The following is a 22,017-nucleotide window of genomic DNA, read 5'->3' as shown; positions in this document are numbered from 1 at the left end:
TATGACTCTTTTCCATTCTTTTTTTCAGCAAGTAAAACACACTTGGCAATGGGGTGCACAGCGTTATTTGGCTTTTTCTGTTCTGTGTTTTGGGGCTGTGCAAAATGCCTTAGCCGCGGGACCTGATGCGTCCAAAATTCCTGATTTTAAAATTCCTGGCGTGGATAGTAATACGACCGATCCGATGGAAATTGTTTTTATTGTGCTCAAATCATTAGTCACCCTTGCAGCAGTATTATTTTCAGCTTGGTGTATCTATGCCGTCGTTAGAGCCTTAATTAAAACTTATACGCAAGCAACAGATGAAAACGATAAAAAAGGTTGGGGTCCCTTTATTACCGCTTTGATTATTGGTTTTATTCTGATTTTCTTCTCGCTCTGGTTAGTGAAGATGGCCGTTGGGCTTTTCTAATCTTATTTGATTTCCCCTTTGCTCACAGGATAAGGATATACCATGTCAAATCAAGAGGATATTCAATTTTTACCCACCCGACTTAATCGAGAAGCTACCGTGTACGGTGGGATGACGGTACCTGAATTTGGTATTGCAGCAGCGATCGGATTTGGGATTGGGTTGTTTTTGGGGCTTGTGCTGTGGGCAACAGGGCTGTCTTGGATTCTTGCCCCTGCTTTTGCGATGTTGATGTGCATTATTTTTGTACTGATTGGCAAAGTGGTGTTCGCACGCTTAAAGCGGGGAAAGCCTGAAGCCTATTTAAACCGTCTGATTGAAGAACGCATTGATTCGCTTTTAGGCGGCAATAAATTTATTCGACGTGTCGGCTTTTGGGCCACTCGTCGTTCTTCAAGAGGAATGTTCTAAATGAGTAGATTGAAAAGTGAACTGAACCATAAAGATCGCCAATTAACCGTCGCCAAAATTGCGATAGTTTGCATCACCATTATTTGTTTTGCCTTAATGTTTATTATTTACACCTTCCCAAGCACCTTAAAAATCTTACTCCCCCCTGATTTAAGGGCAGGCAGTCAGCGACCTTGGTGGGAAGTGCCTACATCAACCGTGTATGCCTTTGCCTATCAAACCTTTCAGCAGCTTAATCGTTGGACACTTGATGGGACACAAGATTACGAAAAAAACATTGAAGCACTTAAGCCCTTTTTAACTCCCTCTTGTGAAGCCTTTTTGCAACAAGATTATGAGGATCGACAACGTCATAGTGAATTGCGTGATCGTGTGCGTGGCGTCTATGAAATCCCTGGACGGGGATTTAGTGATGAGCGTGTTATTGTCCACAGCCGAGATAGTTGGACGGTGAATTTGGATTTAAGTGTCGATGAGTATTACAAAGACGAACCTGTCAAACGTGTCTTAACCCGTTTCCCTATCAGTATTGTGCGAATGGATATTGATTCGCAGCGTAATCCTTGGGGGTTAGGTTTTAACTGTTATGCCTCAATACCCTTACGTTTAGAGGCAAGCGAGAGTGAGGAGAAAAAATAAATGAAGCGAAAAACCTTACGAAATTTGACCGCACTTTGTTGTGCTGTGATTGCGTGGAATGCTCAAGCCGAAATCTTAATGAAGTGGCAACGCCTCCCTTTGCCGATTGATTTGCAGGTGGAGAAAGAACGGGTCATTTTGGTCGATAAAAACGTCAAAGTGGGCTATCCAAAAGCCTTGGAGGGGAAAATCCGTTTACAATCCACAGGTGGGGCGGTCTATCTTAAAGCCTTAGTACCTTTTCCTACCGCACGGTTACAGCTCAAAGATATGCTGACCAACGAAATTATTTTGCTAGATATTACCGCAAAAGAAAAGGTGGCCAATCCTCAAGAAACCGTTCGCTTACTTTATGAGGGAAAATTAGAGAATCAATCAGGCAGTCTAAATCAAGATGAAGAGGCAGAAGAGCAAACTTCTACCTCTCTTCAATTACCTGTACCTGCCGCCCTGACCCGTTATGCCGCACAGATGTTTTATGCCCCATTGCGAACGGTTGAGCCCGTTCCAGGTATTCGCCAGATTGCACACGGTCTGCCGTCAAAAATCACGACCTTGTTACCTGCTTATCCTATTACAGCCACGCCACTGATGAGCTGGCAACTGGGTGATTATGTGGTCACCGCCATTCGCCTACAAAATCAAGGCGCCTCACGTCTTGACCTCGACCCACGTGAGTTGCAAGGGCGTTTTTATGCGGCGACCTTTCAACATCATTGGTTGGGTGGCAGCGGTTCAACAGAAGATACCACAACCCTTTATTTGGTCACGGAAGGGCGACCAAATCAAGCCCTCATTCCTGAATCAAAAAAATACGCACCACCTAAAAAAGTTAAACGCACCAAAATTGTGGTGAAAAAAGTGATTGAGCAAACCCGTTCTGCAACGGTGAAGGAGGCACAAAATGAAAGCCAATAAGCTGTTTATTGTCATTGGTGCGATTATTTTTCTTATGGTCGGCGGTGTGTCCTATCTCTTATTTAGTGGTTCATCATCGCCTTCAAGCACAAAACCCAGTGTGTTGGATACCGCACTTAAAGATCTCACGCCTGAAGAAATCCGCCAACTTGGTTTAGAGGGAGATACCAAAAATGATACGGTTCGCACGTTAATTGGGGCGGCGAAAGAAAGTAACCGTCGTTATGAGAAAGTGATCTCGCAAAATGAAAAAATCCTCAAAGAAAATGAAACCTTGCGTAAACGTGAGCAAGATGTCCAGCAACAAGTCGATGAGGCGGTACAAAGCAAAACGCAAGAGCTACAAAATATGGTCGCGATGCTTCGCGAAGAGATGTCGCAGTTAGTACAAGGTCGCACGTCGTCTAATGAGTCAACCACGTATCAAGGTAATACAACCAATGGGATTGGCGTTGAGGAGGATACGGCGTTGCCTATCGGAAATGGTCAAGTGGGAACAGGGACAGAGGAAAACGGACAGCGCGTGGAATGGGTTAATCCTGATGATCAAATCGAAGATGAACGTAACCCCGCTAAAATTGGCTTCCCAAACCTTAATGCATTCAATAGCACATCGGGTAAGAAAGGATTACCTTTTATTTCAGGCAGTGATGAGAATGATCGTGGCACAACCTCTTCAAATTCATCAAGTGGGAAACAAAAAAGTAAAATTGCGGTTTACACGATCCCTGAAAATTCAACGTTGATGGGATCAACGTCAATGACCGCCTTGTTAGGGCGTATCCCAATTGGTAATGCGGTGAACGATCCTTACCCTTTTAAAGCCATTATTGGGCGAGATAATTTAATTGCTAATGGCATTGAACTGCCAGACATCGAACAAGCCATTGTGTCAGGGACGACAACAGGGGATTGGACCTTATCTTGCGTGCGCGGCAAGGTCAAAAGTTTGACCTTTGTATTTAGTGATGGACGGATTGTTACCCATGGCAACCAGGGCAAAGGGGATGAAAAAATTGGCTGGTTATCCGACCCGCACGGTATCCCTTGCATTCCTGGTGAGCGGAAAACTAATGCTCCTGAATATTTAGGCACGCATTTCTTATTGGCTGCCGCGGGCGCAGCCGCACAAGGTTACTCGCAAGCTCAAACTACAACGGTGGTTGATGGCAATACGGTTGTCGGTGCGGTAACGGGACAGCAAGGCAAATATGTGGTAGGCCAAGCACTTGGGCAAGGCATTCAAGAAACCGCAAATTGGTTTAAAGAGCGTTATGGGCAGAATTTTGATGCCATTTATGTACCACCTGGACACCCTATTGCTATCCACATTGATAAAGCCATTGATATTGATTACGACCTCAACGGACGTAAAGTGAAATATGCCCAATTTTCTCGTTCCTCTCAGCTTGATTAAGACTTCAATTAAGGAATTTGCTATGAAAAGAAGACAAATTTTTACCGCACTTATCACGTTTTGTGTATTGTCCGCTTGCTCAACTTCACAAAAAGCCTTATTGCCAACAGGTGAGGAAACAATGCAGGCGATTTGGAATAAAGGCGGCAGTGGCGCACAGTTACAGGTTTATCGTGATAGTAACAACCGTCAGCTTGATCCTGTCAATTATATCGGGTTTAAAGAACAACAGGATTATACCCGCACAGCGGAAAATGAAATTAAAAACCTTTTTCCCAAGCTCCCTAATCCAGATTTAATTATGTATGTGTATCCTCATTTATCGGCATCAGGTGAGCCAATGCCGATCCCAGGGTATTCCACGGTGATCCCCTTTTATAGTCGCGTACAGTATGCTCAACCAGGTGAACGAACAAGGGGGTTATAATGGGCGTATTTTCAGACGTATTGGCTTCCTTTTTTCCTGATAAGGTGGAGGCTTCTCGTACAGAAAAAAGCGAGGACGTAGAGAAAAACGTTGAGAAGGAAATGCATTCCTCTGAGCATTCATCTGGGTTTTCAGTGCCTCATACCGTGAGGCGGAGTGGAAAATTAACCCAAGCAGCACATCATCAGCGACTCTATAGCAAACAGCCCTCTTTTGTAGATTATCTGCCGTGGGGCGAATTTTTAGAACAAGAAGGCGTGATGTTATTAGATGATGTTCGCAGTGTTGGCGTGGTATTTGATGTTAAACCTATTGGTACGGAAGGGCGTGGCGAAGACTATTTAAGTCGTGTACGAAGCCTTGTTAAAGACGCACTGCAAGACAGTTTTGATGAATTAGATAATTACCCGTACGTTGTGCAGTTTTATTGTCAAGATGAACAAGATTTACGTCCTTATGTGGAAAGTCTGAAAGACTATATTGCCCCTGATATTTTGCAAACTGCGTTTACGCAAGAATGGCTGAAAAATACGGCAAAGCATTTAAACGATATTAGCAAACCTGGGGGCTTATTTGTTGATGATCGTATTACTAACACCATTTGGTCTGGACGCATTCGTCGTACCAGAATGGTCATCTATCGTTATGTGGGGAAAAATGAAGAACAAAGCGCGGTAGAAAGTTTAAATAATGCCTGTGAGCGAGTAGTTGGTGCATTAACGACCGCGGGGCTTCACTTAACACGCCAAACAGGCGAGCAGATCCATCAATGGCTTCTACGTTGGTTTAATCCCAATCCTGCGATGGCTTTTGATCTTGATAATGGTAGCTGTTATGACAAACTGCATCAACCAACAAGCGATGACTTGCCGTTTGTTGGGCAAGATTTTTCTGAAAATCTCTTTTATAACCAACCTGAAAGTAAAGATGACTATTGGTATTTTGATGGACTACCGCATGAGGTAGTGGTTGTCGATAATTTAAGAAATACCCCCGCCATTGGGCATTTTACCGGTGAGGTACGACGTGGTAAGAATATTAATGCTTTATTCGACTTGTTGCCTGAATCGACCATTATGGTTACAACCATTGTGGTGTATCCGCAAGACAAATTAGAAGCCCATCTTGAACGAATTAGCAGCCGTGCGGTAGGCGAAAATTATGAATCGATTTACCTGAAACAAGATGTTAAAACCGTGATGGAATACCTCAAAGATGGTCACAAGCTCTATCAAGCCAGTCTGGCTTTTTATCTTCGTGGTAAAGATGAAAAAGAACTCAAGCGACGTTCTCGTGAGCTTAGAACCATTTTATTGAGTAACAATCTTGTTCCCGTCAAAGAAAATGCTGAAATTGCGCCGTTGAACAGTTATCTCCGTTGGTTGCCAATGAATTTCAATCCACAGTTGGATATGAAAACGCATTACTATACCAAGTATTATTTTGTACAACACCTTTCCAATATGTTGCCTGTCTTTGGGCGTGAAACAGGCACTGGACACCCTGGCATTACCTATTTTAATCGCGGTGGTTCACCCTTGGATTTTGATCCCATTAATCCGAAAGACAGAGCCAAAAATGCCCATAAATTGCTGTTAGGACCAACAGGGTCGGGAAAATCAGCCACATTGAATGCCCAAATGGCACAACTGATGGCGGTACATCGACCACGTCTCTTTGTGGTTGAAGCAGGAAACTCCTTTGGCTTATTTGCCGATTACGCCCAACGTTATGGTTTAACGGTCAACCGTATCTCTCTTGAGCCGAGCAGTGATATTGCCTTACCGCTTTTTTCCGAAGCGCATAAACTCCTCGAAATGAACGTCGATGTTGAGGCAGTTATTGATGAGGAAGAGGAGGACGAAGAAGGCAGTGAGCAACGTGATTTATTAGCTGAAATGGAATTGACTACGCGCTTAATGATCACGGGCGGTGAAATGAAAGAAGATGACAAAATGAGTCGTGCCGACCGTGCCCAAATTCGTCGCGCCATTATGATGGCCGCAGAAAAAACCTATGCCGAGGGGAGACAAACCCTCGCGGGTGATGTAAGAGATGCGTTAGAGGCGTTGAGTCAACACCCCGATACCCGAGAAGAACGCCGTGCAAGATTGGCTGAAATGGCTGAGGCAATGGATATGTTTTGTACGGGAATCAATGGGAAGTTTTTTAACCGTGAAGGGGAGATTTGGCCAGAGGCTGATATTACGATTGTGGACTTAGCGATGTTTGCGCGAGAAGGCTATGAAGCAGAACTTGCCATAGCTTACATTTCCTTAATCAACCATATCAATAGCCTTGGGGAAAAATACCAACACAGTTTTCGTCCTATCGTTAATATTACCGATGAATCCCATATTATCACCGTTAATCCCTTGCTCGCCAAGTTTTTGGTAAAAGGGTCAAAAATGTGGCGAAAACTAGGCATTTGGTTGTGGCTGGCCACACAAAATATGGAAGATTTTCCGAAAGAGGCCGCGAAATTGCTTAGTATGATTGAATGGTGGGAGTTGCTGAATCTCACCAATGATGAAATCGAAGAAGTAAACCGTTTTCGTCGATTGTCGGAGGCTCAAAAACTGATGTTATTGTCAGCGAAAAAAGCCGATAAAAAATATACCGAAGGCGTGGTGCTGGCAACGAATATGGAAGCCCTTTTCCGTGTTGTGCCACCGAGTATTTATCTCGCTTTAGGAATGACTGAAAAACACGAAAAAGCGCAACGACGTGCCATTATGGCAGAACATCAATGCAGTGAACTAGATGCAGCGCTAATTATGGCGACACAGATTGATAAAGCAAGAGGAATTGAGAATGTCGAATACAAGCATTAAGCCATCTTATACGGGCCTCTTATTTCGAGCTGACCCAATTATTCGATCGTTTAATATTGACCCAATTTTAAATGATTTATCTATGCTCAGTGAGCTTATTATTGGCAGAGTAGGTAAAGTACACCAGTATATTTTGTATCCTCATCGTGTTTTTAAACGGCGTGCTTGGCATATCAAAATTATGGGGGAGAAAGGGGTAACTTATCTGTTGCTCAATATTGTTGGGTATTATCAATTTATCAATGATAACACGGCTACGCGTCTCTCTATCACTATTGCCGATGATGTTGACGCCTTTTGGTTTGCCTATGCCTTGAGCGAAAGGCTTGCTGTTCCTCCAACGATTCCGACTGGACTATTTGGAGGAGACGCACAATGAAAACCCGTTCAAAAACACGCAAAATATTGACCGCACTTTTAATCGGCGTATTGCTCTTTTTTAGTGTGCTTTTGCTTGGCGTGGTATTGGTTACCTATATGCCAGGACTGAATCTAAATCAATGGTTGCAGGAAACCGCCAATGGGTGGATAGCTTGGCGATTTTTCTTGTATGTCGTGGTGATAGGATTAATGTATCGCATTTATCGTGTTCGTCCATTCTCCGTTAAACTTTGGGGATTAGTGATAGCGGTATTCTTCACCGTTGAAGGGCTGAATTTTCTGTATCGATTATAAATGGGAGAATAAGATGACGTTTAATGTGGATAGCTATCTTGAATATTTTCTCACGTTATTGGGTTGGATAATCAACAATGGTTTATTTGGATTGCTTGCCAGTACAGGCTTATTTATTGCGCCTTTAATTGGCGTACTGATTAAAACGTGGTTAGAGGTGAAAAAGCAAGGGGCAGATGAAGGGAACAAAGGCGAATTACTGATTGATTGGCTAGGCATACAATTTTTTCCTGCAATGTTGGTGATTGTGATTACCCTTGCCCCGATGTTGCCGATTTCGCTGAATAATATGGCTTACAATGTGGAGCAATCGAAGCATTGTGGCTATAAAGTGCCGTTAGCACCTGAAAAAACAGGTTATGCCAGTATGGTGAGTGAGTTCGCCGATAAACAAGCCAAAGTACCCTTGTTGTGGGGATTAGTACACGCCATTAATAAGGGGATTTTGCATGGGGCGGTTTCAACCATTCCTTGTAAACCTGACTTACGTCAAATTCGCTTTGAGGTGCAACACGAAAAAATTAACAACCCCGCACTGCTGACCGAAGTCCGTCAATTTGTGCAACAATGTTATTTGCCTGCTCGACGCAAAGTGTTGGATAGCCAAGTGGCAATGAATGCCGCACAAGCCCGAGAAGTAAGCTGGCTTGGGGGGAAAATTTTAGTGAACAATAGTGAACTTTACCCTCGTTATCGAGCGATGCAACCGATGCAACGTTGGGCTTATGAACCTAACCGTGATCAGGGATTACCCAATACGGGTGAGGGCGGTTTTCCTCATTGCGATGAATGGTGGGCAGATAGCCAAGTAGGGCTAAAAGATATGCTACTTTCGGATATGCGACAAAATTTATCGGTGAAATTAGGCGAGCTGTTTACTGATTCGAATATTCAAGATGAGGCGTTACTTCGCACCTTATTACGCCCTGAAAATATTAATATCTCAAGGGGAAAAGCCTATGAAGGATACGGTGGCAGTTTAGATTCTACACTAACCAATAATGTTTCTTCAGTGGTATCCGCATTGGGGATTACGGCGGGCAGCCTTGCTGCGTACCCAGGTTTTGATGCAATGCGTAATGCGTTGCCTATGATCCAAGCCTTACTGATTATGGCAGTCATTATTTTAACGCCGATTGTCATTATATTTAGTGGGTATTCCTTAAAAGCCATTGTAACGTTGATGTTTGTGCAGTTTGCATTAGTGACCGTGTCATTTTGGTGGGAGCTAGCACGTTGGTTGGATTCGTTTCTGATTAGCATTTTGTATAATTCCCCTGGCCATCAATCAGAAATCAGTTGGGCGTTTCTCCAAAATAGCCGTGATGATGTGATTATGAGCTTTGTTTTGGGGGTAATGTTTTTGGTTTTGCCTGGTGTTTGGGTTACGGCAATGTCTTGGGCTGGGGTTAATGTGGGGGCATTAGCAGATCACTTTGCTAAAGCGAGTAAACCAGTACAAGAATCAGGTGAGAAAGTTGGAAAGACTGGTGAGAATATTGCAATAAGAAAAATGAAGTAAAAAAATTAGGTCTATTTTCAATATAGAGAAATAGACCTATTTATGATTTCTGCCTATATCAATTGGCAACATATAGTCCTGATTATTTATATCTTTTTAACTCATTTCTAAGACAGGTCACTTCTTCCCTTAATTTTCTAAGGTGATAAACTTCTGGGCTTTCAACTATAAAAATTGAATAACATATACCCATAACTAACAGGAACAAAATAATTAGTTGAGGGATTTTATAGACGACATAAAATAAGCTGAAAAGCATACTAAGAATGCTAAGTGCAACGATAACTTTCACCCATTTCGCCACTTGCCAATGCTTAAATTTGTTAATTATATTTTCTGTTTTATCTACGAATTTAGCAAAACCTGTCATTTTCATTTTTGCCTCCGTTTATGATCTCCATAGGGTTGTACAATTTATATGCTGACTATTCTTGTCCTCTTGTGCGGAAAAGTCAATAGGCAATTTACAATGAACTTGCGTAATCATTTGACATTACAAAAAATAAAGCTACACTAAAATTGTATCATAAAATGATACAATTGTGGTTAAATGAAAGACTAGTGGATTAAGGAGAGGCTGAGTTTTCGTTTATCGAGAGATATACGTTTTGCCTAGCACAAATATGAGATTACAAGTAAAACAATGGGGCAACAGTAAAGCGATTCGTTTACCGAAAGACTTTACTGAATCAATGAATTTAAATATGGGCGATTTTTTAGAACTAGAAAAGGTGGATGACAATACAATCAAAATTGTCATTGTTCCTAATGCCCCGAAAAAAAGAAGACTCACCTTAGCTGAACGTATCGCAATGACCTCTACTGAACAGCTCCCCGTTATGGAAGAATGGGATTCTCTTACGCCAATAGGGAATGAAATTTAATGGCTAAATACAATTTTAAACGAGGGGACATTATTACTGTGTGCTTGAATCCTGTTGTAGGAAACGAGTTACAAGGGGAGAGCCGTCCTGCATTGGTACTAAGTAACCATACCTTTCATAATTTAGGATTTATGATGATTGCTCCCATTACACAAGGTAATGCTACACTGGCGAGAAATAACGGTTTTGCCGTGACACTAAGTGGGACAGGTTGTAAAACACAAGGTGTTATTGTAGCGTACCAAGCCAGAATTATTGATTTTAAAGGAAGAAATGCAAAGAAAGTGGAGTCGGTGCCTGACTATATTTTAGCTGAAACACAAGATATTATTGAGGCAATTCTGAAAGACTAAATTGTTAGCTACAATTAAAAAGGTTCTTTTTCTTGTATTTGCGGTTGCTCTCTATCGGGCATAAAATCTGCTGATGCGACCAGTCCATTATTAAACCAATTATCCCAAATGTCATTGGTGAGAGTCATATTCGTATCAATCACGTTCGGAATATAAATTGTTTCTTTCATAGCCAATGCTCTTGTCTAATTCATCTTGTGTTGCAATAAAAAGGAGCGTAATAAATTGGAACGCCCCTTTTTTAGATACCTTGTTACAGTCTAAAGACCACTACGACGTATTTTGGTTGAAGCAAAGTTTTGTTTAATCGCTTTTTTTACATTACATTCGATAGAGTCGTCATATTGCCCATTCTTGTAAATGTCAACGCTAGGGTTATCAATTGTGTTAGTTCCTCTACCTTGGAGAAAGCCAACACGGTAAGAAATCCCGTTATTTTTAAGTTCCATCACATTCGTAATAAATCCTGAACCTACTGAGATTTCAGAGTTTTCATTAGCGATGACTTGTTTGATTGGATTTTTAAAACTAAATTGACCATAAGTATATTCATAATCACTGCCAACTTTTTTCACCATAATGGGTTTACCATCTGTTGCCGTGCAAGAAAAAATAATACTGCTATTATTTGCGGCAAGGGCATTAGTAGAAAAAAGTGCGGTTAAAATAATGCTTGAAAAAAGAGATTTACGCATAAGAAGCTCCTGTTATTTGAGACATTAATAATGTATCAATGAATGATTAAAAATGCGACTATTTTTTAGTTTGTTTTATTCAGGACATAATCAGCCTCTTGATTTCGACGTCGAGCATTCATTCCGCCGTTATCAACTTGTCGTCTTCTGATTGCATTGGCTAATGCAGTCATATCACCTGTATTAGCTGATACGTTTGCTGCTTTTACCACAGACTCCAATTTACTCAGAGAACCATAATTGTAAGCCATTGAGGTTAAAACAGCTTGTGCATTTGGGGGTAATTTATCCCAAGTCTCGGCAGAAACGTTTCTTCTTGCAATATTTGCAAATTCTTTCGTTCTTCGGGCTAAATCTCGCTCCGCATCTTCTCTGGTTACGGTCATTCCAGCTTGTACTTTGATCACCGTACCATCCGCTTTGGTAATGGTATCTGAGCCGTAGCCTAAACGCTGTGCATTCATATCCCATTTTGCTGTACCAATAAATCCTTCAAACTTTCTCAATAGATTTGTCGCTTGATCAAGAGAGGAACCGTTGATGGGGGCAATCGGTTTATAATTGCCAGAATAGTTTCCGCTTGCGTTATAAGGCGGTCTATAAGGCACAACGTTGTTCACAATCGGAATATCTAGGGCAATATTTCGGCGAGGTAAGGCAATATCGCCTGCTTCCATATGATCTTCTGCATTTGGCGTGCCGTAAGCTAAGTCATTGACACGTTTATCCACGTTGTCATAGCCCTCTCCATGATTGCCAACATTGGCTTCGCGGTTGAGTTTGTTTTGGATCACAACAGATGCGGTGTTACTGGTGATCATTTTTTGCATATCCATTTCAAGTTTGACTTGAGAAATTTCTAAGTCAATTTTATTTAAGGTTTTTTCCAACTCTTCTTGTGCATTCTTATCAGCGGCAACATAAGGCTCTCGCATTCCTGCGAGTATTGCTCGACGTGCTAGCAACATTTTTTCCATCACTTTGGCTGTCGCGATTTCGGCACTCAAACGTTGGCTAAGCACTTCCACGTCGGGATCTTCGCGTAAGGCTTCAATGAGTCCCCGTGTAACAGGAATGGTATTGGAACTCAGTTCAGCTAGCATTTCTTTACTTGGTGTATCCATATTCAGCACTTGTTCAAGTTTCTCTACGGTTTGCACATTTTCTTCTTCAATCGCAGGCGCCAGCCCAACACCCGCTTTTGAGCTGGTTTTCGGACCACAATCTTCAGTACAGGTCGAGATGGATTGTTCACCAATGGTTCGGGTTAAAAAATCAGAGAGTTTTTGTGGTGAGTCAAAGGTTTGGCAAGTCGCCCCTGTACAAGATTGTCCTGTAAGTGGACTTTCATCTAAGGCATTGCGGTTATGTAAGAGGTTGTAACCTGCTTTAGAGACATCTTCAATCAATTTGATTTGTTTTTGATTTTCGCCGCCGCGTTTTTGTCCCCCAATCCATTCTTTACCATTTTTCCCTTTATTGTCTTCCGATTTTTTCTGTGCTTTTTGTGCATCGGGTTCGGTGGCCACAATGTCTTTATAATTTTCCAAATCCGCCGATTTTGCCCAACGCCCATTTAGGGTATAGTCAGCAAGTTGCTTGGACATCGCTTCACAACTGGTTTTTAGACGATTAAAATCAAGCCGTCCTTGATAAACGCCATTAGTCAGAATGTCATAAAGCTGCGGATTGGCACGCTGAATAACCATCGCAGGAAGACTGGCTACCGCCCCTTTTGCCGACTCCATCACGTTTCCCATTAAATCCTTAAATCCCTCCGTGATGCCATTTAATTGGTTTTTTACGGTGGTTTTAATGTCAAAATTACCGCACATTAAATTGGCTTTCCAGCCGATCCCAAATTCAATGGCTTTTAGGGATTTTGCTCGTGTCGGTGGTGTCATATAGCCTGAACCGCCGCCGATTTGATAGTAAATTTGATCGGATAAAACAGAGTCGGATTTATTGAATTGAATGTTGTCTAACAGGGAACTCTCTGCATAAATGGGAGATGTACTGAGTGCGAAAAGTACCGCAACACTGACTTTATTGAGTCGTTTCATTTTGTTTCCTTTTATTCGTTGTCGTTATACCAATCAATACTGTATAAAAAGGTTTGTCCACGACGCTTACAGCATTTATAAGGACGCCATAACGCCCAGGCATAATTGCCTTTTTCAGATAACATTGTTGGCGGGGTATCAGGGAATGCACTGCAAGATTGTTGCATCTCAGGGGAGAGTTGTTGCCATTTATGATTATTGGCATTGCCTTCTTTAACGGGTTTAGGATACCAAGTGCCTGCACCGCCTGTTCTCGCAGCAGGCTGATAAATATGGAGTTGTCCTGTGCGGGTAACAATGTCGGCAACACGCTGTGCAATGACGGCTGATGCCTTATAATCATCCACTTGGGTTACCGCACCACCGCGAGGAAAAATATTTCCCCACATCTCCGCCCCTGAACGCACTTCACGCATTCCTGGCGTGAGGGCTTCAGGGTAAAACATCTCGGGCAAATTTTGTCGCCAAGCAAAGTAATCAAGACTACTTAAAAAATACGGCATAAATGGTGTTGTTTGGGTTTGGCAATAATAACCTGTACTTTTTAACAAATTACCAATCGCCCCTTGAGGGTGGCCAAGTGCAGTAGCATTTTTAAAATTAAGCTGGCTGTAATTTTTTTGTGGTGAGCGATATTCCCCGCCTTTAACCCCTTGAGACATCACATTCATTTCTGACCACGGATTTTGTCCATCGTGGTTATAGGCTGAAACCACCATTTCAGGCAAAAAGTGGCGTACTTTTGTTGAAGTGCGAACTTTGCAACCAAAATAAGTGCAGAAGAGCCAGAAACAGGTGCCAACCACCTTGTATTCTAAGCAGCTAGTTGAGGCGCTCGATGCCATAATGGTTGCGGTATTGATTTCGCCTTGTGCTGTTGTAGTAAAAGCAAGTGCGGTACAAAGTGCGGTCAGTTTTTGCGGGATTTTTATTGTCACGTTATTTTCCCTCTTTTTGATTTATCCATTGTTTCCAAAGTTGAATGGCATACTGAACATCAGTGACACCATAAATAACACCTTGACCAAATTGTGGGCTGTCAAATAACATCGCGGGCACTTTGCGAATGCCCATTTGCCAGCCCATGATCACGCCTTGATAAGCCTGCTGTAATTCGCGGATTTGGGTTTGGCTATCAGGACGTTGAAAAAACGCTTTAGCTTGATATTCCGCTTGTGTAGGATTGGTACTTAAGCCTTGGCTAAGCTGGTCTTCCCATTGTTCGACGCGGTCGAGATGGTAAAGATGCTGAGCTAATTGGACATTTTGAATGGGATAGGCTTGTGTGCTGAAAACCGTGATATTGACTTCGCGTGGAAGTTCAGCCCAAGCAGCTATACTGATACTTAAACATACAAGGAGCGTTCGCTTTATCATGACCTTTTACCAACTAAAAGAGAAATAGCCCAACCTTAGCGAACTTCCAAAATGAACTGAATAATTAATTCTCTTTGAAATAGAAACAATTATTGTGCAAAGAAACAGCAAAAAAGGATTTTTTTATGGGAGTGAATTTTGTATGATAAGGGCATTAAGTCAGCTACTTTGGTAGCCCTTAAAACGTTGCAGAACACCTGAAATAGCAACGGACTAGCCCGCTGTGGTAGTTGTGTTCATTGCCGAAATAACCTCAGCATTCTGAAAGAGGTTTCAGTGATTACACTGTGAATGTGTCTTTTATCTCACCTGTTCAGGGAAAAATGTCCCTGCAGGGCGTTTCTCCTTGAACCTATGTTTAACTTCAATGGAGAATGCATTATGAGCAATTCACTTCCTTTCGATCCCTTTGGATCATCTCAACAACCCGAAAAAGCCAAAAAATCTTTTTCCTATGTTTTAGGTCGGGGTTTAGGCAAAGCCGTGGTTTTTGCACGCAACAAACTATCAGGCGTGAGCCAAGCAGTTCATCACAGTATTGAAGACGATGTTCAGCGACGTTTGGCTGAGCAAGAAGCCTTTCACGAAATGTTGCAACAGCAACAGGAAATTTCGTATTGTGAAGAAATCGAAAAACTTAAGCGGCGTCATTTAAAAGTCGTTCTCTCAATGAGCTTAATTGGCTTACTGATGGGGGCGGTGTCTGCGGCTATCTTATTTTGGTATTACTAAACTGACATTTAGTTAACCTTGCTACGTCCTTTGGGGAAACATATTGCTTCCCACAAGGAGGTTGTGTTTCCCCACTATTTTTAAGGAGAAACACAATGAGAGTGCAAATTTTATTCTCAGCAGTTGGAGATTATATGCCGAAATATCAGCATCTTGATACTAAACCCCAGCAAGCCTTGATTGATGAAATTATTCAGCGAGCTAAGGCTGTTTGGGCAGCTCGCCAACCACAAGAAAGTGCGGTGCGATTTTTACAAAAAATGCCAGCACAACATGGTTCACATTTTCGTTTTTTGGAGGTGACTCAAAAAGATGAAAATACCTTGTTGGTCTCAGGAGGGCGAACAAGATGAAAGCCAAGCTAAAAGCATTATTCCATCATTTACAGACAGTAACGTTATTGCGCTTAAGTGATGATTTACGCAAAGGGGCTTACCTGATGGGACTTGTAGGAACGGTTTTATTTTCAGACAACGTTTCTGTTCTTGAAGGGGGTTTAACCCTTCAACACCTATCTTAATCGTATCACGATAAGATATTCCTATCCTTAGGGGAAAACCTTTCCCTTGAGGAAATGTGTTTCCCCTTTTTTATTTTGGAGAAACACAATGAATATTTTACACACTTATTTTGACAATAAATTGGTTGAAGCAGGCTTTCCAAGTGAATTAACTATTGAAAGTTCGCTTTCTTATAGCCAAGGCGATGGCGTTGCTTTTTATGGGCGACTTTATTCTGATGATTGGATAAATTTGTATAAACACATTTATCCTGATCAAACAGAGAAAGCCTATCGCCGATTTGCATTTATTGCCGAATATATCGGGGCGAATGAGTATTTCAATGTACTTGACATTACGCGTAATCATTTCGGGTATCGTTATTCACATTGTAATACGATGAGTCTTGATGCTCGTCCAGCGGAAGAAGCGTTTTGCTTTCGAGATATTCGCAACAAAGATAAAGAAATGTTCAGAGAAATCTGGGATAGCTTTATTGCGGATTTAGGTGAATATATTAAAGCCATCTCAACAATGCTGGAACGTCTCGGTTATCGTTTACTGGAGTCGATGTATATTGAACCAGAAGAAAAACGTCGCACCATTAACACCAAGCAGTATCGCATTGAATTTACGGTTGAACCTGTGCCTTTTCATTATGGCTATTTTAGCTCAGAAGATTTTGGCTACGAGGATACCAATCAATTTTGCGAAGCCATCTTGAGTGGTATGAAAATCGTTGATTTAAGTGCCACGGTATATCACAAAGCACTCGGCATTCAAATGGGTGAGAGTTCTTTAAGTTGGTGTACTTGCTTGAGTGAGGATACTACTTACGGCGGCAGTCAACGTTATTTAATCCTTGATGCTATTCGTGAAGCAAGAACCTTTGCACACAAGTTGGCGGGCTTAACGCAATTACGTCAGCCTCAATAAATTGACTGACTTTTCAACCCAATCGGGGAACATTCCCGATTGTGGGGCTGTTCCCTTTTTCTATTTAGGAGAACAGTAATGAACAATTCAACACAGAAAACAGATATTTACCAAGAAATTACCGATCGCATTATTAGCGCACTTGAAGCGGGCACGGTTCCTTGGCTAAAACCTTGGAATAACCCTGAGGGTAATTTAGGTATCCCTCGTAATGCGGTATCAGGACGATACTATCAAGGAATAAATATATTACTTTTATGGCTTGCGGGTGCAGAAAATGGCTATCGACAATGTAAATGGATCACCGCTCGCGCGGCCAACAAATTAGGTGGCTATGTGCGTAAAGGTGAGAACGCGACGATTGTGGCGAGCTATTGTCCGATTGAACGTGAAAAATGCGACGATGAGGGTAACCCGATTTGTGATGAAGAAGGAAACCCTGAAATGGAGCAGTTTGCCATTTTAAAACGTTATCCTGTTTTCAACATCGAACAATGTGACGGTTTGCCGAAAGTAATGTTTGATCACGTTCAAGAACGTACAGTAGATGCTGAGCTGACCCAATACCAGATTTACGCAGATATTCGCAAAATTATCGATGGTATGTCGCTGACAGTGAATATCGGACCAAGTCCTAACGCTTTTTATCGACCGAGTGCCGATAAAATTGTGATGCCTGAAATGAAGCAATTCCATTCAGAGCAGGATTTTTACAGTGTACTTTTGCACGAAATGACGCATGCCACAGGGCACGCCTCGCGTTTAAATCGAGAAGGCATTGCCTCAGGTAAAGCCAAATTTGGCAACAAAGTCTATGCGTTTGAAGAGCTAATTGCTGAAATGGGCGGGGCATTTTTATGTGCACATCTTGGGTTTAACCAAGTTCCACAAAATGCCGCCTATATTCAAAGTTGGCTCAAGATTTTGAAAGAGGATAATCGTGCCATTCTCAAAGCCTCAGGGTTTGCCCGCAAAGCCTGTGAATATATGCTTGAGACGCTTGATGTTCAAAAACAATATGAACATTACTATCCTGAAGCAGCGTAAACCATACGGAGTGGCATCATTTAATGATGCACCTCTTCCTTTCAACCTTTAAAAGTGCGGTGAAATTTAACCGCACTTTTCCCAATGGGGATACATTTATCCCTTTGGGGTAGTGTATCCCTTTTATCATTTAACTTAAATAAGGAGATACACAATGCCAAATTGGTGCGAAAATTCACTTGAAGTCTCAGCTCAAGATTCTGTTATGCTGAAGTCGATTGTTGAGAAAGTTCTACGCTTCGATCAAGAAGAAAATCAGCAGGTGGTTGATTTTAACTTGTTAATCCCAATGCCTGAAGAAGTGAATATTGTTTCTGGAGGATATGGTTGGCCATCATTTCAATTATTGGGGTTAGATAGGTTACAGCAACTGACCGATGAGCTAATTGATGAATTTATCAAAGATGGCAAGAAAGCGTTACGACTATCTTTATTATCACGAGAGCGGCACTGGACTGTGGGTGATTTTATCCATTGGCTTAACGGTCATTCTAATGAGCAAGATTATTTTCAGTTTGATTTAGCCTTAGGGCAGCAATATATTGATAATCAGCTTAAATATAATGCGCCTACTTGGTATGAATGGGCTTATGCAAATTGGGGCGTAAAATGGAATGCGGATACGCAATGTTGCGATGATATACTTGATGGGCAGACGTATTTTTGTGTGAGCTTTAATACCGCATGGTGTCCACCTTCAGAATGGTTTACTGAGCTTACCCATCAGTTCCCTGAAGCAAGTTTTCGATTAGTCTATTTTGAACCAGGAATGCTATTTGCGGGTATTCAAAGCTCCGATGAAACAGAGACTTGTCATTGCGAATATCCTGATTCAGTAGAGAAACTTTTCAATATTGCAATGGAGTTTGGTTATTCGAAGGACGATTTTGAATTTGACCGTGAATAATGGTGATAAAAGCACTCAGTATTGAGTGCTTTTTTACTGTAAGAAGGTTAGAAGATTGATGTTTACTAATAGAAAAAATAACTTGTGGGAATCTTTAGAGAGAGGGAGGAATCCAAATTGTTGATAAAAATCCACCGCACTTTGATCTTTGGCATAAACAATCAATGCATAAGTAGTAATATCAGAACGAATAATGCGTTTTAATGCGTTTTAATGCGTTTTAATGCGTTACCGAGTAAGGCTTTTCCTAAACCATTGCCTTTTGCTTGCTTATCAATGGCTAAGCGACTAAGTAACACCGCTGGAACACTAGGGTAACGGGGCAGTTTTTTATTAAGGTTCTCGGGGAGATCAACAAGAGGAATGCTTGCTGAGGCTAAAGTATAGTAACCTAAAATACGTTTGTTTTCATCAATGACAGCAAAGCAAGAGGCGATACGCCTTTTGATGTCTTGTGAAACCTGTTTTTGTAAATACTGATTTAACGGTGGAACGCCACAATCAAATTGATCGCGTAGATAGGCTTTATCAAATGCAGTGATTTTGATATTGGAGAGCATTATTCCCCCAATAATGAGGTGCTTAAATCAAGTGTTTCTTGCATTTTTTTATTTGGCATAGGCGGTGAAATCAATGCTTCTGCAAAACACTGCTGATCAGCGATGGAAAGGTGAATAAGTTCATTTTTTTCCACTGTTTTTTTCGCAGCCGACAGTGCTGCACTAATCACAAAATCACTTAAACTGCGTCCTTCAAGGGTTGCGGCACGCTTTAATAAGGCTTGTATCTCAGTATTAATTCTTGCTTCAAATCTCGCTGTTGCTGGCATAATGTTATCCTCTTTTTAGATGCTGATTGTACGGTGTTTGTACGGTAGTTTCAAGGGCTAAAATGAAAGGATGAAAATGTTATAGTATTCTCATCTAGGAAAGAAATGTTGTTATTGAAATCGGAGATAGTTAATCAGAATGACGTTTCTTTGTTCTGCCACTTTATTTAAGAGCGTAGATTTTCATGTTGCAATTTTTCCAGAAATAATCACCAAGATATTATTTTTCATGATATTCCTCATTACCGTTTTTAATTATATTAAGTATTATATTTTCGCCAAACCCGTAATACCGTACTTTCACTCGTATTAAGGATTGCAGCGGTCTTTTTGATAGTCGTGCCATTTTTACGCTGTTCGATGATGGCATTATGTAGCTCAATGTTAGGTTGTCGACCGCGATATTTTCGTTGCTTTCGAGCAAGGGCAATACCTTGATGCTGTCGCTCTTTACGTTTTTGATAATCGTTATAGGCAACACTGACCGCGAGCTTAAAAAACATATTTTGCAGTGCTGAAAATAAATCAGACATCAAAAAGTGAGGATCAAATACGCTCGCTTGTCCCCCAATACTTTGTGAGAGGGTATTCATATCAAAGACCTCAGGAACCTGAATTTTTGCCCCTTTCGATTGTATGGCATCAATCAGCTCAAGGGCTTTTTTCGGCTCTAAGCGTGTTAAACGATCGATACTCTCAGCAATCACGACATCATTTTGTTGTAAATCCCCAATCAATCTTGTAAGTTCTGGGCGTTTTTCCCATTCCGTTGTGCCTGAAATTTTTTCACGATAAACCGCAACCACATAAAATCCTTTTTGTTTTGCGTCTTCAATCAATTTATCTTGGCGTTGTAGGTCTTGCTCTTCGGTTGAAACCCGCATATAAATTCGTGCGAACATAAAATACTCAATATACCTTCATTAAGGTCATTTTTTTATGACCCTGTTATTGAACCCCATTTTCGGTCTAAATGACGGAGGCATTTAATGGCTTTTTGCCTGTGCCATTGAGGTATACCCTAATGACAGTAGCTATTTTGCAAAATATCAGGAGATTTTAGGAGAATTAATTGTTTTGAAATTTCAGAGAATTTAGGAGAGGAAAAGTCATTTAGGATAAATATACTGGAACAGGAGGAATAAGATGACCTAAAAATGAAAATCTTGATTATCGTTATAACTCTTCTTTTTTCAAGTTGGGCCAACGCACAAATTCAAGCGGGCCAAATTTGCCACGCGGATCCCGAAGTGACAGAGTATAACTATGCGGGGGTATGGGAAAAATTTGAAGATGGTTGGATTTGTAATTATTGGCAGTTTTTATCAGAAGATGAATGGGAAGAAGTGATTATAGAGGAAGAAGGAGTGGAAGCAGAAATTGATGAATAAAAAGAAACCCCAATTTCATCAATTGGGGCTATCTCTTTTGCAAAGGGGGGTCCAGCTAATCAATGATCGCTATCTTCACAGTCCCTAAGTCTTCCTATATGCTATACTTCAATGACATCGTTGTCAATGTGTTAATTAATATGGTTTAAAATTATGGCATTTAAAATTAGTGAGCTTCACACTCTATTATCCCAAGCAAGAATAGAAACCTATCTATCTTACTTCAAAGATGAAGATGACCTTTCATTAAAAGATATGCAGGCATATGAACTCTATATTTGGAACATACAAATAAGTGGCGCACTTTTGGAAGTGATTAGCTTATATGAAGTAGCATTACGAAATGCCATTATTAATGCGCTAGAACCTAGTTATAGGGCACATAGTATTCTAAATGATAACTTTATTCGAGCATTAAAACCTGCAACAAGAGAAGAATTGCTCCGTATTGTAAATAAGTTGTTTTCACACAAAACCTATGAATTCCATTTCATCAATGGACGCTTACAGCCATTAAGAATAGATACTAATGAGATTTCGCCAGGAAAAGTTGTGGCAGAGCTTAACTTTATATTTTGGGAAAATATGTTATCACGAACTCATCGAATGAGATGGATAAATCATTTTAATAAAGCATTCCCTAATGTTTGTATTTCCTTCCCTGATGAACGTGATTTAATAGTGAATGAGATACATAACATAACAAGCCGAGTACGTTATCTAAGGAATAGAATTTGTCACCATGAGCCAATTTTCGATGAAAGTAAAATCGATCTTATCAACGTATTTAATAATATAAAACAGGTGTTATGGTACATTTCGCCTAAAACGGCAGATATATTGAAGCAACTTGAGCGTATAAGTCAAACAATCGCACGAAAACCTCAAAAAGAAAAGGCCTAAGGGAAATCCCCTAAGGGATTTAAGGGTAACCTTTCCAAGGGGAAAGGTCTTACCCGAAAAGGCCTAAGGGAAATCCCCTAAGGGATTTAAGGGTAACCTTTCCAAGGGGAAAGGTCTTACCCGAAAAGGCCAAAGGGCTAAATGG

At 41.1% G+C, this 22,017-nt stretch carries 29 protein-coding genes; 20 read left to right on the top strand and 9 right to left on the bottom strand.

The genetic code is table 11. The features are described from left to right. Position 1 precedes the first annotated feature (1 nt). From L5B83_RS00200 to L5B83_RS00155, 10 genes are read left to right on the top strand one after another with little or no spacing between them, the layout of a single operon-like run. On the top strand, positions 2-412 hold the full coding sequence (locus L5B83_RS00200) for a DUF2976 domain-containing protein (protein ID WP_265777179.1): 411 nt from the start codon (positions 2-4) through the stop codon (positions 410-412). Between the two features lie 42 nt (positions 413-454). Further along, positions 455-823, top strand: a complete 369-nt coding sequence (locus tag L5B83_RS00195) for a TIGR03750 family conjugal transfer protein (protein ID WP_265777178.1) — start codon at positions 455-457, stop codon at positions 821-823. Further along, the gene (locus tag L5B83_RS00190; RefSeq protein WP_250363245.1) at positions 824-1,462 is read left to right on the top strand and encodes a PFL_4703 family integrating conjugative element protein; all 639 of its coding nucleotides are present in this window, start codon (positions 824-826) and stop codon (positions 1,460-1,462) included. Further along, complete coding sequence (locus L5B83_RS00185) at positions 1,463-2,380, top strand: TIGR03749 family integrating conjugative element protein (RefSeq protein WP_250363244.1); 918 nt, start codon at positions 1,463-1,465, stop codon at positions 2,378-2,380. Then, complete coding sequence (locus L5B83_RS00180) at positions 2,367-3,797, top strand: TIGR03752 family integrating conjugative element protein (protein WP_250349918.1); 1,431 nt, start codon at positions 2,367-2,369, stop codon at positions 3,795-3,797. Before L5B83_RS00185 ends, L5B83_RS00180 begins: the two co-directional genes overlap by 14 nt. Positions 3,798-3,819: 22 nt before the next feature. Beyond that, positions 3,820-4,224, top strand: a complete 405-nt coding sequence (locus L5B83_RS00175; RefSeq protein WP_110478407.1) for a TIGR03751 family conjugal transfer lipoprotein — start codon at positions 3,820-3,822, stop codon at positions 4,222-4,224. Continuing rightward, positions 4,224-7,058 carry a conjugative transfer ATPase gene (locus L5B83_RS00170; protein ID WP_250363243.1) on the top strand — a complete coding sequence of 945 codons (2,835 nt, stop codon included), beginning with the start codon at positions 4,224-4,226 and terminating at the stop codon, positions 7,056-7,058. The genes L5B83_RS00175 and L5B83_RS00170 overlap by 1 nt, the downstream gene beginning before the upstream one ends. Then, on the top strand, positions 7,039-7,437 hold the full coding sequence (locus L5B83_RS00165) for a hypothetical protein (protein ID WP_250363242.1): 399 nt from the start codon (positions 7,039-7,041) through the stop codon (positions 7,435-7,437). The genes L5B83_RS00170 and L5B83_RS00165 overlap by 20 nt, the downstream gene beginning before the upstream one ends. After that, positions 7,434-7,733: a hypothetical protein gene (locus L5B83_RS00160; RefSeq protein WP_250363241.1), complete on the top strand. Its 300-nt coding sequence runs from the start codon at positions 7,434-7,436 to the stop codon at positions 7,731-7,733. The genes L5B83_RS00165 and L5B83_RS00160 overlap by 4 nt, the downstream gene beginning before the upstream one ends. A 13-nt stretch (positions 7,734-7,746) precedes the next feature. Continuing rightward, positions 7,747-9,255 carry a conjugal transfer protein TraG N-terminal domain-containing protein gene (locus tag L5B83_RS00155; protein WP_265777177.1) on the top strand — a complete coding sequence of 503 codons (1,509 nt, stop codon included), beginning with the start codon at positions 7,747-7,749 and terminating at the stop codon, positions 9,253-9,255. Between the two features lie 82 nt (positions 9,256-9,337). On the opposite strand, the gene L5B83_RS00150 is transcribed toward L5B83_RS00155, so the two are convergent. Then, positions 9,338-9,631, bottom strand: coding sequence for a hypothetical protein (locus L5B83_RS00150; protein WP_265777176.1), 294 nt, complete (start codon positions 9,629-9,631; stop codon positions 9,338-9,340). A 247-nt stretch (positions 9,632-9,878) separates the two neighbouring features. On the opposite strand from L5B83_RS00150, the gene L5B83_RS00145 reads away from it, so the two are divergent. After that, positions 9,879-10,139: an AbrB/MazE/SpoVT family DNA-binding domain-containing protein gene (locus tag L5B83_RS00145; RefSeq protein WP_265777175.1), complete on the top strand. Its 261-nt coding sequence runs from the start codon at positions 9,879-9,881 to the stop codon at positions 10,137-10,139. Further along, complete coding sequence (locus L5B83_RS00140; RefSeq protein ID WP_035686557.1) at positions 10,139-10,492, top strand: type II toxin-antitoxin system PemK/MazF family toxin; 354 nt, start codon at positions 10,139-10,141, stop codon at positions 10,490-10,492. Before L5B83_RS00145 ends, L5B83_RS00140 begins: the two co-directional genes overlap by 1 nt. 14 nt (positions 10,493-10,506) lie before the next feature. Here L5B83_RS00140 and L5B83_RS00135 read toward each other — a convergent pair whose 3' ends face one another. From L5B83_RS00135 to L5B83_RS00115, 5 genes are all read right to left on the bottom strand, one after another. Continuing rightward, entirely contained in the window at positions 10,507-10,662 is a 156-nt protein-coding gene (locus L5B83_RS00135; protein ID WP_265777174.1) for a hypothetical protein, read from the bottom strand. Positions 10,663-10,752: 90 nt separating this feature from the next. Continuing rightward, positions 10,753-11,187 carry a hypothetical protein gene (locus L5B83_RS00130; RefSeq protein ID WP_265777173.1) on the bottom strand — a complete coding sequence of 145 codons (435 nt, stop codon included), beginning with the start codon at positions 11,185-11,187 and terminating at the stop codon, positions 10,753-10,755. Between the two features lie 65 nt (positions 11,188-11,252). Then, positions 11,253-13,250: an integrating conjugative element protein gene (locus tag L5B83_RS00125; RefSeq protein WP_265777172.1), complete on the bottom strand. Its 1,998-nt coding sequence runs from the start codon at positions 13,248-13,250 to the stop codon at positions 11,253-11,255. An 11-nt stretch (positions 13,251-13,261) separates the two neighbouring features. Then, positions 13,262-14,188, bottom strand: coding sequence for a TIGR03756 family integrating conjugative element protein (locus L5B83_RS00120; protein ID WP_395895764.1), 927 nt, complete (start codon positions 14,186-14,188; stop codon positions 13,262-13,264). 1 nt (position 14,189) lies between these two features. Then, complete coding sequence (locus L5B83_RS00115) at positions 14,190-14,627, bottom strand: TIGR03757 family integrating conjugative element protein (RefSeq protein WP_250349929.1); 438 nt, start codon at positions 14,625-14,627, stop codon at positions 14,190-14,192. A 381-nt stretch (positions 14,628-15,008) separates the two neighbouring features. On the opposite strand from L5B83_RS00115, the gene L5B83_RS00110 reads away from it, so the two are divergent. From L5B83_RS00110 to L5B83_RS00085, 6 genes are all read left to right on the top strand, one after another. Next, the gene (locus L5B83_RS00110; RefSeq protein WP_035686545.1) at positions 15,009-15,359 is read left to right on the top strand and encodes a hypothetical protein; all 351 of its coding nucleotides are present in this window, start codon (positions 15,009-15,011) and stop codon (positions 15,357-15,359) included. A gap of 95 nt (positions 15,360-15,454) precedes the next feature. After that, a complete protein-coding gene (locus L5B83_RS00105) occupies positions 15,455-15,712 on the top strand; it encodes a hypothetical protein (protein WP_250349930.1) in 258 nt (85 codons plus the stop codon). Then, complete coding sequence (locus L5B83_RS00100; protein WP_250349931.1) at positions 15,709-15,879, top strand: hypothetical protein; 171 nt, start codon at positions 15,709-15,711, stop codon at positions 15,877-15,879. The genes L5B83_RS00105 and L5B83_RS00100 overlap by 4 nt, the downstream gene beginning before the upstream one ends. A gap of 88 nt (positions 15,880-15,967) precedes the next feature. Continuing rightward, positions 15,968-16,795, top strand: a complete 828-nt coding sequence (locus L5B83_RS00095; protein WP_250349932.1) for a hypothetical protein — start codon at positions 15,968-15,970, stop codon at positions 16,793-16,795. Between the two features lie 78 nt (positions 16,796-16,873). Next, a complete protein-coding gene (locus tag L5B83_RS00090; RefSeq protein WP_250349933.1) occupies positions 16,874-17,842 on the top strand; it encodes an ArdC family protein in 969 nt (322 codons plus the stop codon). Positions 17,843-17,996: 154 nt separating this feature from the next. After that, positions 17,997-18,749: a hypothetical protein gene (locus L5B83_RS00085; protein ID WP_265777171.1), complete on the top strand. Its 753-nt coding sequence runs from the start codon at positions 17,997-17,999 to the stop codon at positions 18,747-18,749. A 200-nt stretch (positions 18,750-18,949) separates the two neighbouring features. Here the strand turns inward: L5B83_RS00085 and L5B83_RS00080 are convergent, their stop codons facing one another. The 3 genes from L5B83_RS00080 to L5B83_RS00070 all read right to left on the bottom strand — a co-directional run bounded on the left by L5B83_RS00080 (position 18,950) and on the right by L5B83_RS00070 (position 20,462). Continuing rightward, positions 18,950-19,309 (bottom strand): GNAT family N-acetyltransferase, encoded by a 360-nt coding sequence (locus L5B83_RS00080; protein ID WP_265777170.1) that lies wholly within the window; start codon positions 19,307-19,309, stop codon positions 18,950-18,952. Further along, positions 19,309-19,578: a type II toxin-antitoxin system TacA family antitoxin gene (locus L5B83_RS00075; protein WP_265777169.1), complete on the bottom strand. Its 270-nt coding sequence runs from the start codon at positions 19,576-19,578 to the stop codon at positions 19,309-19,311. The genes L5B83_RS00080 and L5B83_RS00075 overlap by 1 nt, the downstream gene beginning before the upstream one ends. Positions 19,579-19,838: 260 nt before the next feature. Beyond that, positions 19,839-20,462: a recombinase family protein gene (locus L5B83_RS00070; protein ID WP_265777168.1), complete on the bottom strand. Its 624-nt coding sequence runs from the start codon at positions 20,460-20,462 to the stop codon at positions 19,839-19,841. 273 nt (positions 20,463-20,735) lie between these two features. Between L5B83_RS00070 and L5B83_RS00065 the strand changes: the two genes are divergently transcribed. After that, positions 20,736-20,969, top strand: a complete 234-nt coding sequence (locus L5B83_RS00065; protein ID WP_265754913.1) for a hypothetical protein — start codon at positions 20,736-20,738, stop codon at positions 20,967-20,969. Positions 20,970-21,122: 153 nt separating this feature from the next. Further along, positions 21,123-21,872: an Abi family protein gene (locus L5B83_RS00060; protein WP_265777167.1), complete on the top strand. Its 750-nt coding sequence runs from the start codon at positions 21,123-21,125 to the stop codon at positions 21,870-21,872. Positions 21,873-22,017: the final 145 nt, after the last annotated feature.

The organism is Avibacterium sp. 21-599, from assembly GCF_026226765.1.
In the GTDB taxonomy this organism is placed as follows: domain Bacteria; phylum Pseudomonadota; class Gammaproteobacteria; order Enterobacterales; family Pasteurellaceae; genus Avibacterium.
This window is presented reverse-complemented; position numbering and strand designations above follow the sequence as displayed.

Coding starts and splice junctions, on each gene's coding strand:
- L5B83_RS00060 (WP_265777167.1), top strand. CDS start 21,123: ATGGCATTTAAAATTAGTGAGCTTCACACTCTATTATCCCAAGCAAGA.
- L5B83_RS00200 (WP_265777179.1), top strand. CDS start 2: ATGACTCTTTTCCATTCTTTTTTTCAGCAAGTAAAACACACTTGGCAA.
- L5B83_RS00095 (WP_250349932.1), top strand. CDS start 15,968: ATGAATATTTTACACACTTATTTTGACAATAAATTGGTTGAAGCAGGC.
- L5B83_RS00065 (WP_265754913.1), top strand. CDS start 20,736: ATGAAAATCTTGATTATCGTTATAACTCTTCTTTTTTCAAGTTGGGCC.
- L5B83_RS00185 (WP_250363244.1), top strand. CDS start 1,463: ATGAAGCGAAAAACCTTACGAAATTTGACCGCACTTTGTTGTGCTGTG.
- L5B83_RS00190 (WP_250363245.1), top strand. CDS start 824: ATGAGTAGATTGAAAAGTGAACTGAACCATAAAGATCGCCAATTAACC.
- L5B83_RS00105 (WP_250349930.1), top strand. CDS start 15,455: ATGAGAGTGCAAATTTTATTCTCAGCAGTTGGAGATTATATGCCGAAA.
- L5B83_RS00115 (WP_250349929.1), bottom strand. CDS start 14,627: ATGATAAAGCGAACGCTCCTTGTATGTTTAAGTATCAGTATAGCTGCT.
- L5B83_RS00130 (WP_265777173.1), bottom strand. CDS start 11,187: ATGCGTAAATCTCTTTTTTCAAGCATTATTTTAACCGCACTTTTTTCT.
- L5B83_RS00175 (WP_110478407.1), top strand. CDS start 3,820: ATGAAAAGAAGACAAATTTTTACCGCACTTATCACGTTTTGTGTATTG.
- L5B83_RS00110 (WP_035686545.1), top strand. CDS start 15,009: ATGAGCAATTCACTTCCTTTCGATCCCTTTGGATCATCTCAACAACCC.
- L5B83_RS00125 (WP_265777172.1), bottom strand. CDS start 13,250: ATGAAACGACTCAATAAAGTCAGTGTTGCGGTACTTTTCGCACTCAGT.
- L5B83_RS00195 (WP_265777178.1), top strand. CDS start 455: ATGTCAAATCAAGAGGATATTCAATTTTTACCCACCCGACTTAATCGA.
- L5B83_RS00090 (WP_250349933.1), top strand. CDS start 16,874: ATGAACAATTCAACACAGAAAACAGATATTTACCAAGAAATTACCGAT.
- L5B83_RS00140 (WP_035686557.1), top strand. CDS start 10,139: ATGGCTAAATACAATTTTAAACGAGGGGACATTATTACTGTGTGCTTG.
- L5B83_RS00085 (WP_265777171.1), top strand. CDS start 17,997: ATGCCAAATTGGTGCGAAAATTCACTTGAAGTCTCAGCTCAAGATTCT.
- L5B83_RS00075 (WP_265777169.1), bottom strand. CDS start 19,578: ATGCCAGCAACAGCGAGATTTGAAGCAAGAATTAATACTGAGATACAA.
- L5B83_RS00170 (WP_250363243.1), top strand. CDS start 4,224: ATGGGCGTATTTTCAGACGTATTGGCTTCCTTTTTTCCTGATAAGGTG.
- L5B83_RS00080 (WP_265777170.1), bottom strand. CDS start 19,309: ATGCTCTCCAATATCAAAATCACTGCATTTGATAAAGCCTATCTACGC.
- L5B83_RS00145 (WP_265777175.1), top strand. CDS start 9,879: ATGAGATTACAAGTAAAACAATGGGGCAACAGTAAAGCGATTCGTTTA.
- L5B83_RS00180 (WP_250349918.1), top strand. CDS start 2,367: ATGAAAGCCAATAAGCTGTTTATTGTCATTGGTGCGATTATTTTTCTT.
- L5B83_RS00070 (WP_265777168.1), bottom strand. CDS start 20,462: ATGCGGGTTTCAACCGAAGAGCAAGACCTACAACGCCAAGATAAATTG.
- L5B83_RS00155 (WP_265777177.1), top strand. CDS start 7,747: ATGACGTTTAATGTGGATAGCTATCTTGAATATTTTCTCACGTTATTG.
- L5B83_RS00135 (WP_265777174.1), bottom strand. CDS start 10,662: ATGAAAGAAACAATTTATATTCCGAACGTGATTGATACGAATATGACT.
- L5B83_RS00100 (WP_250349931.1), top strand. CDS start 15,709: ATGAAAGCCAAGCTAAAAGCATTATTCCATCATTTACAGACAGTAACG.
- L5B83_RS00150 (WP_265777176.1), bottom strand. CDS start 9,631: ATGAAAATGACAGGTTTTGCTAAATTCGTAGATAAAACAGAAAATATA.
- L5B83_RS00160 (WP_250363241.1), top strand. CDS start 7,434: ATGAAAACCCGTTCAAAAACACGCAAAATATTGACCGCACTTTTAATC.
- L5B83_RS00165 (WP_250363242.1), top strand. CDS start 7,039: ATGTCGAATACAAGCATTAAGCCATCTTATACGGGCCTCTTATTTCGA.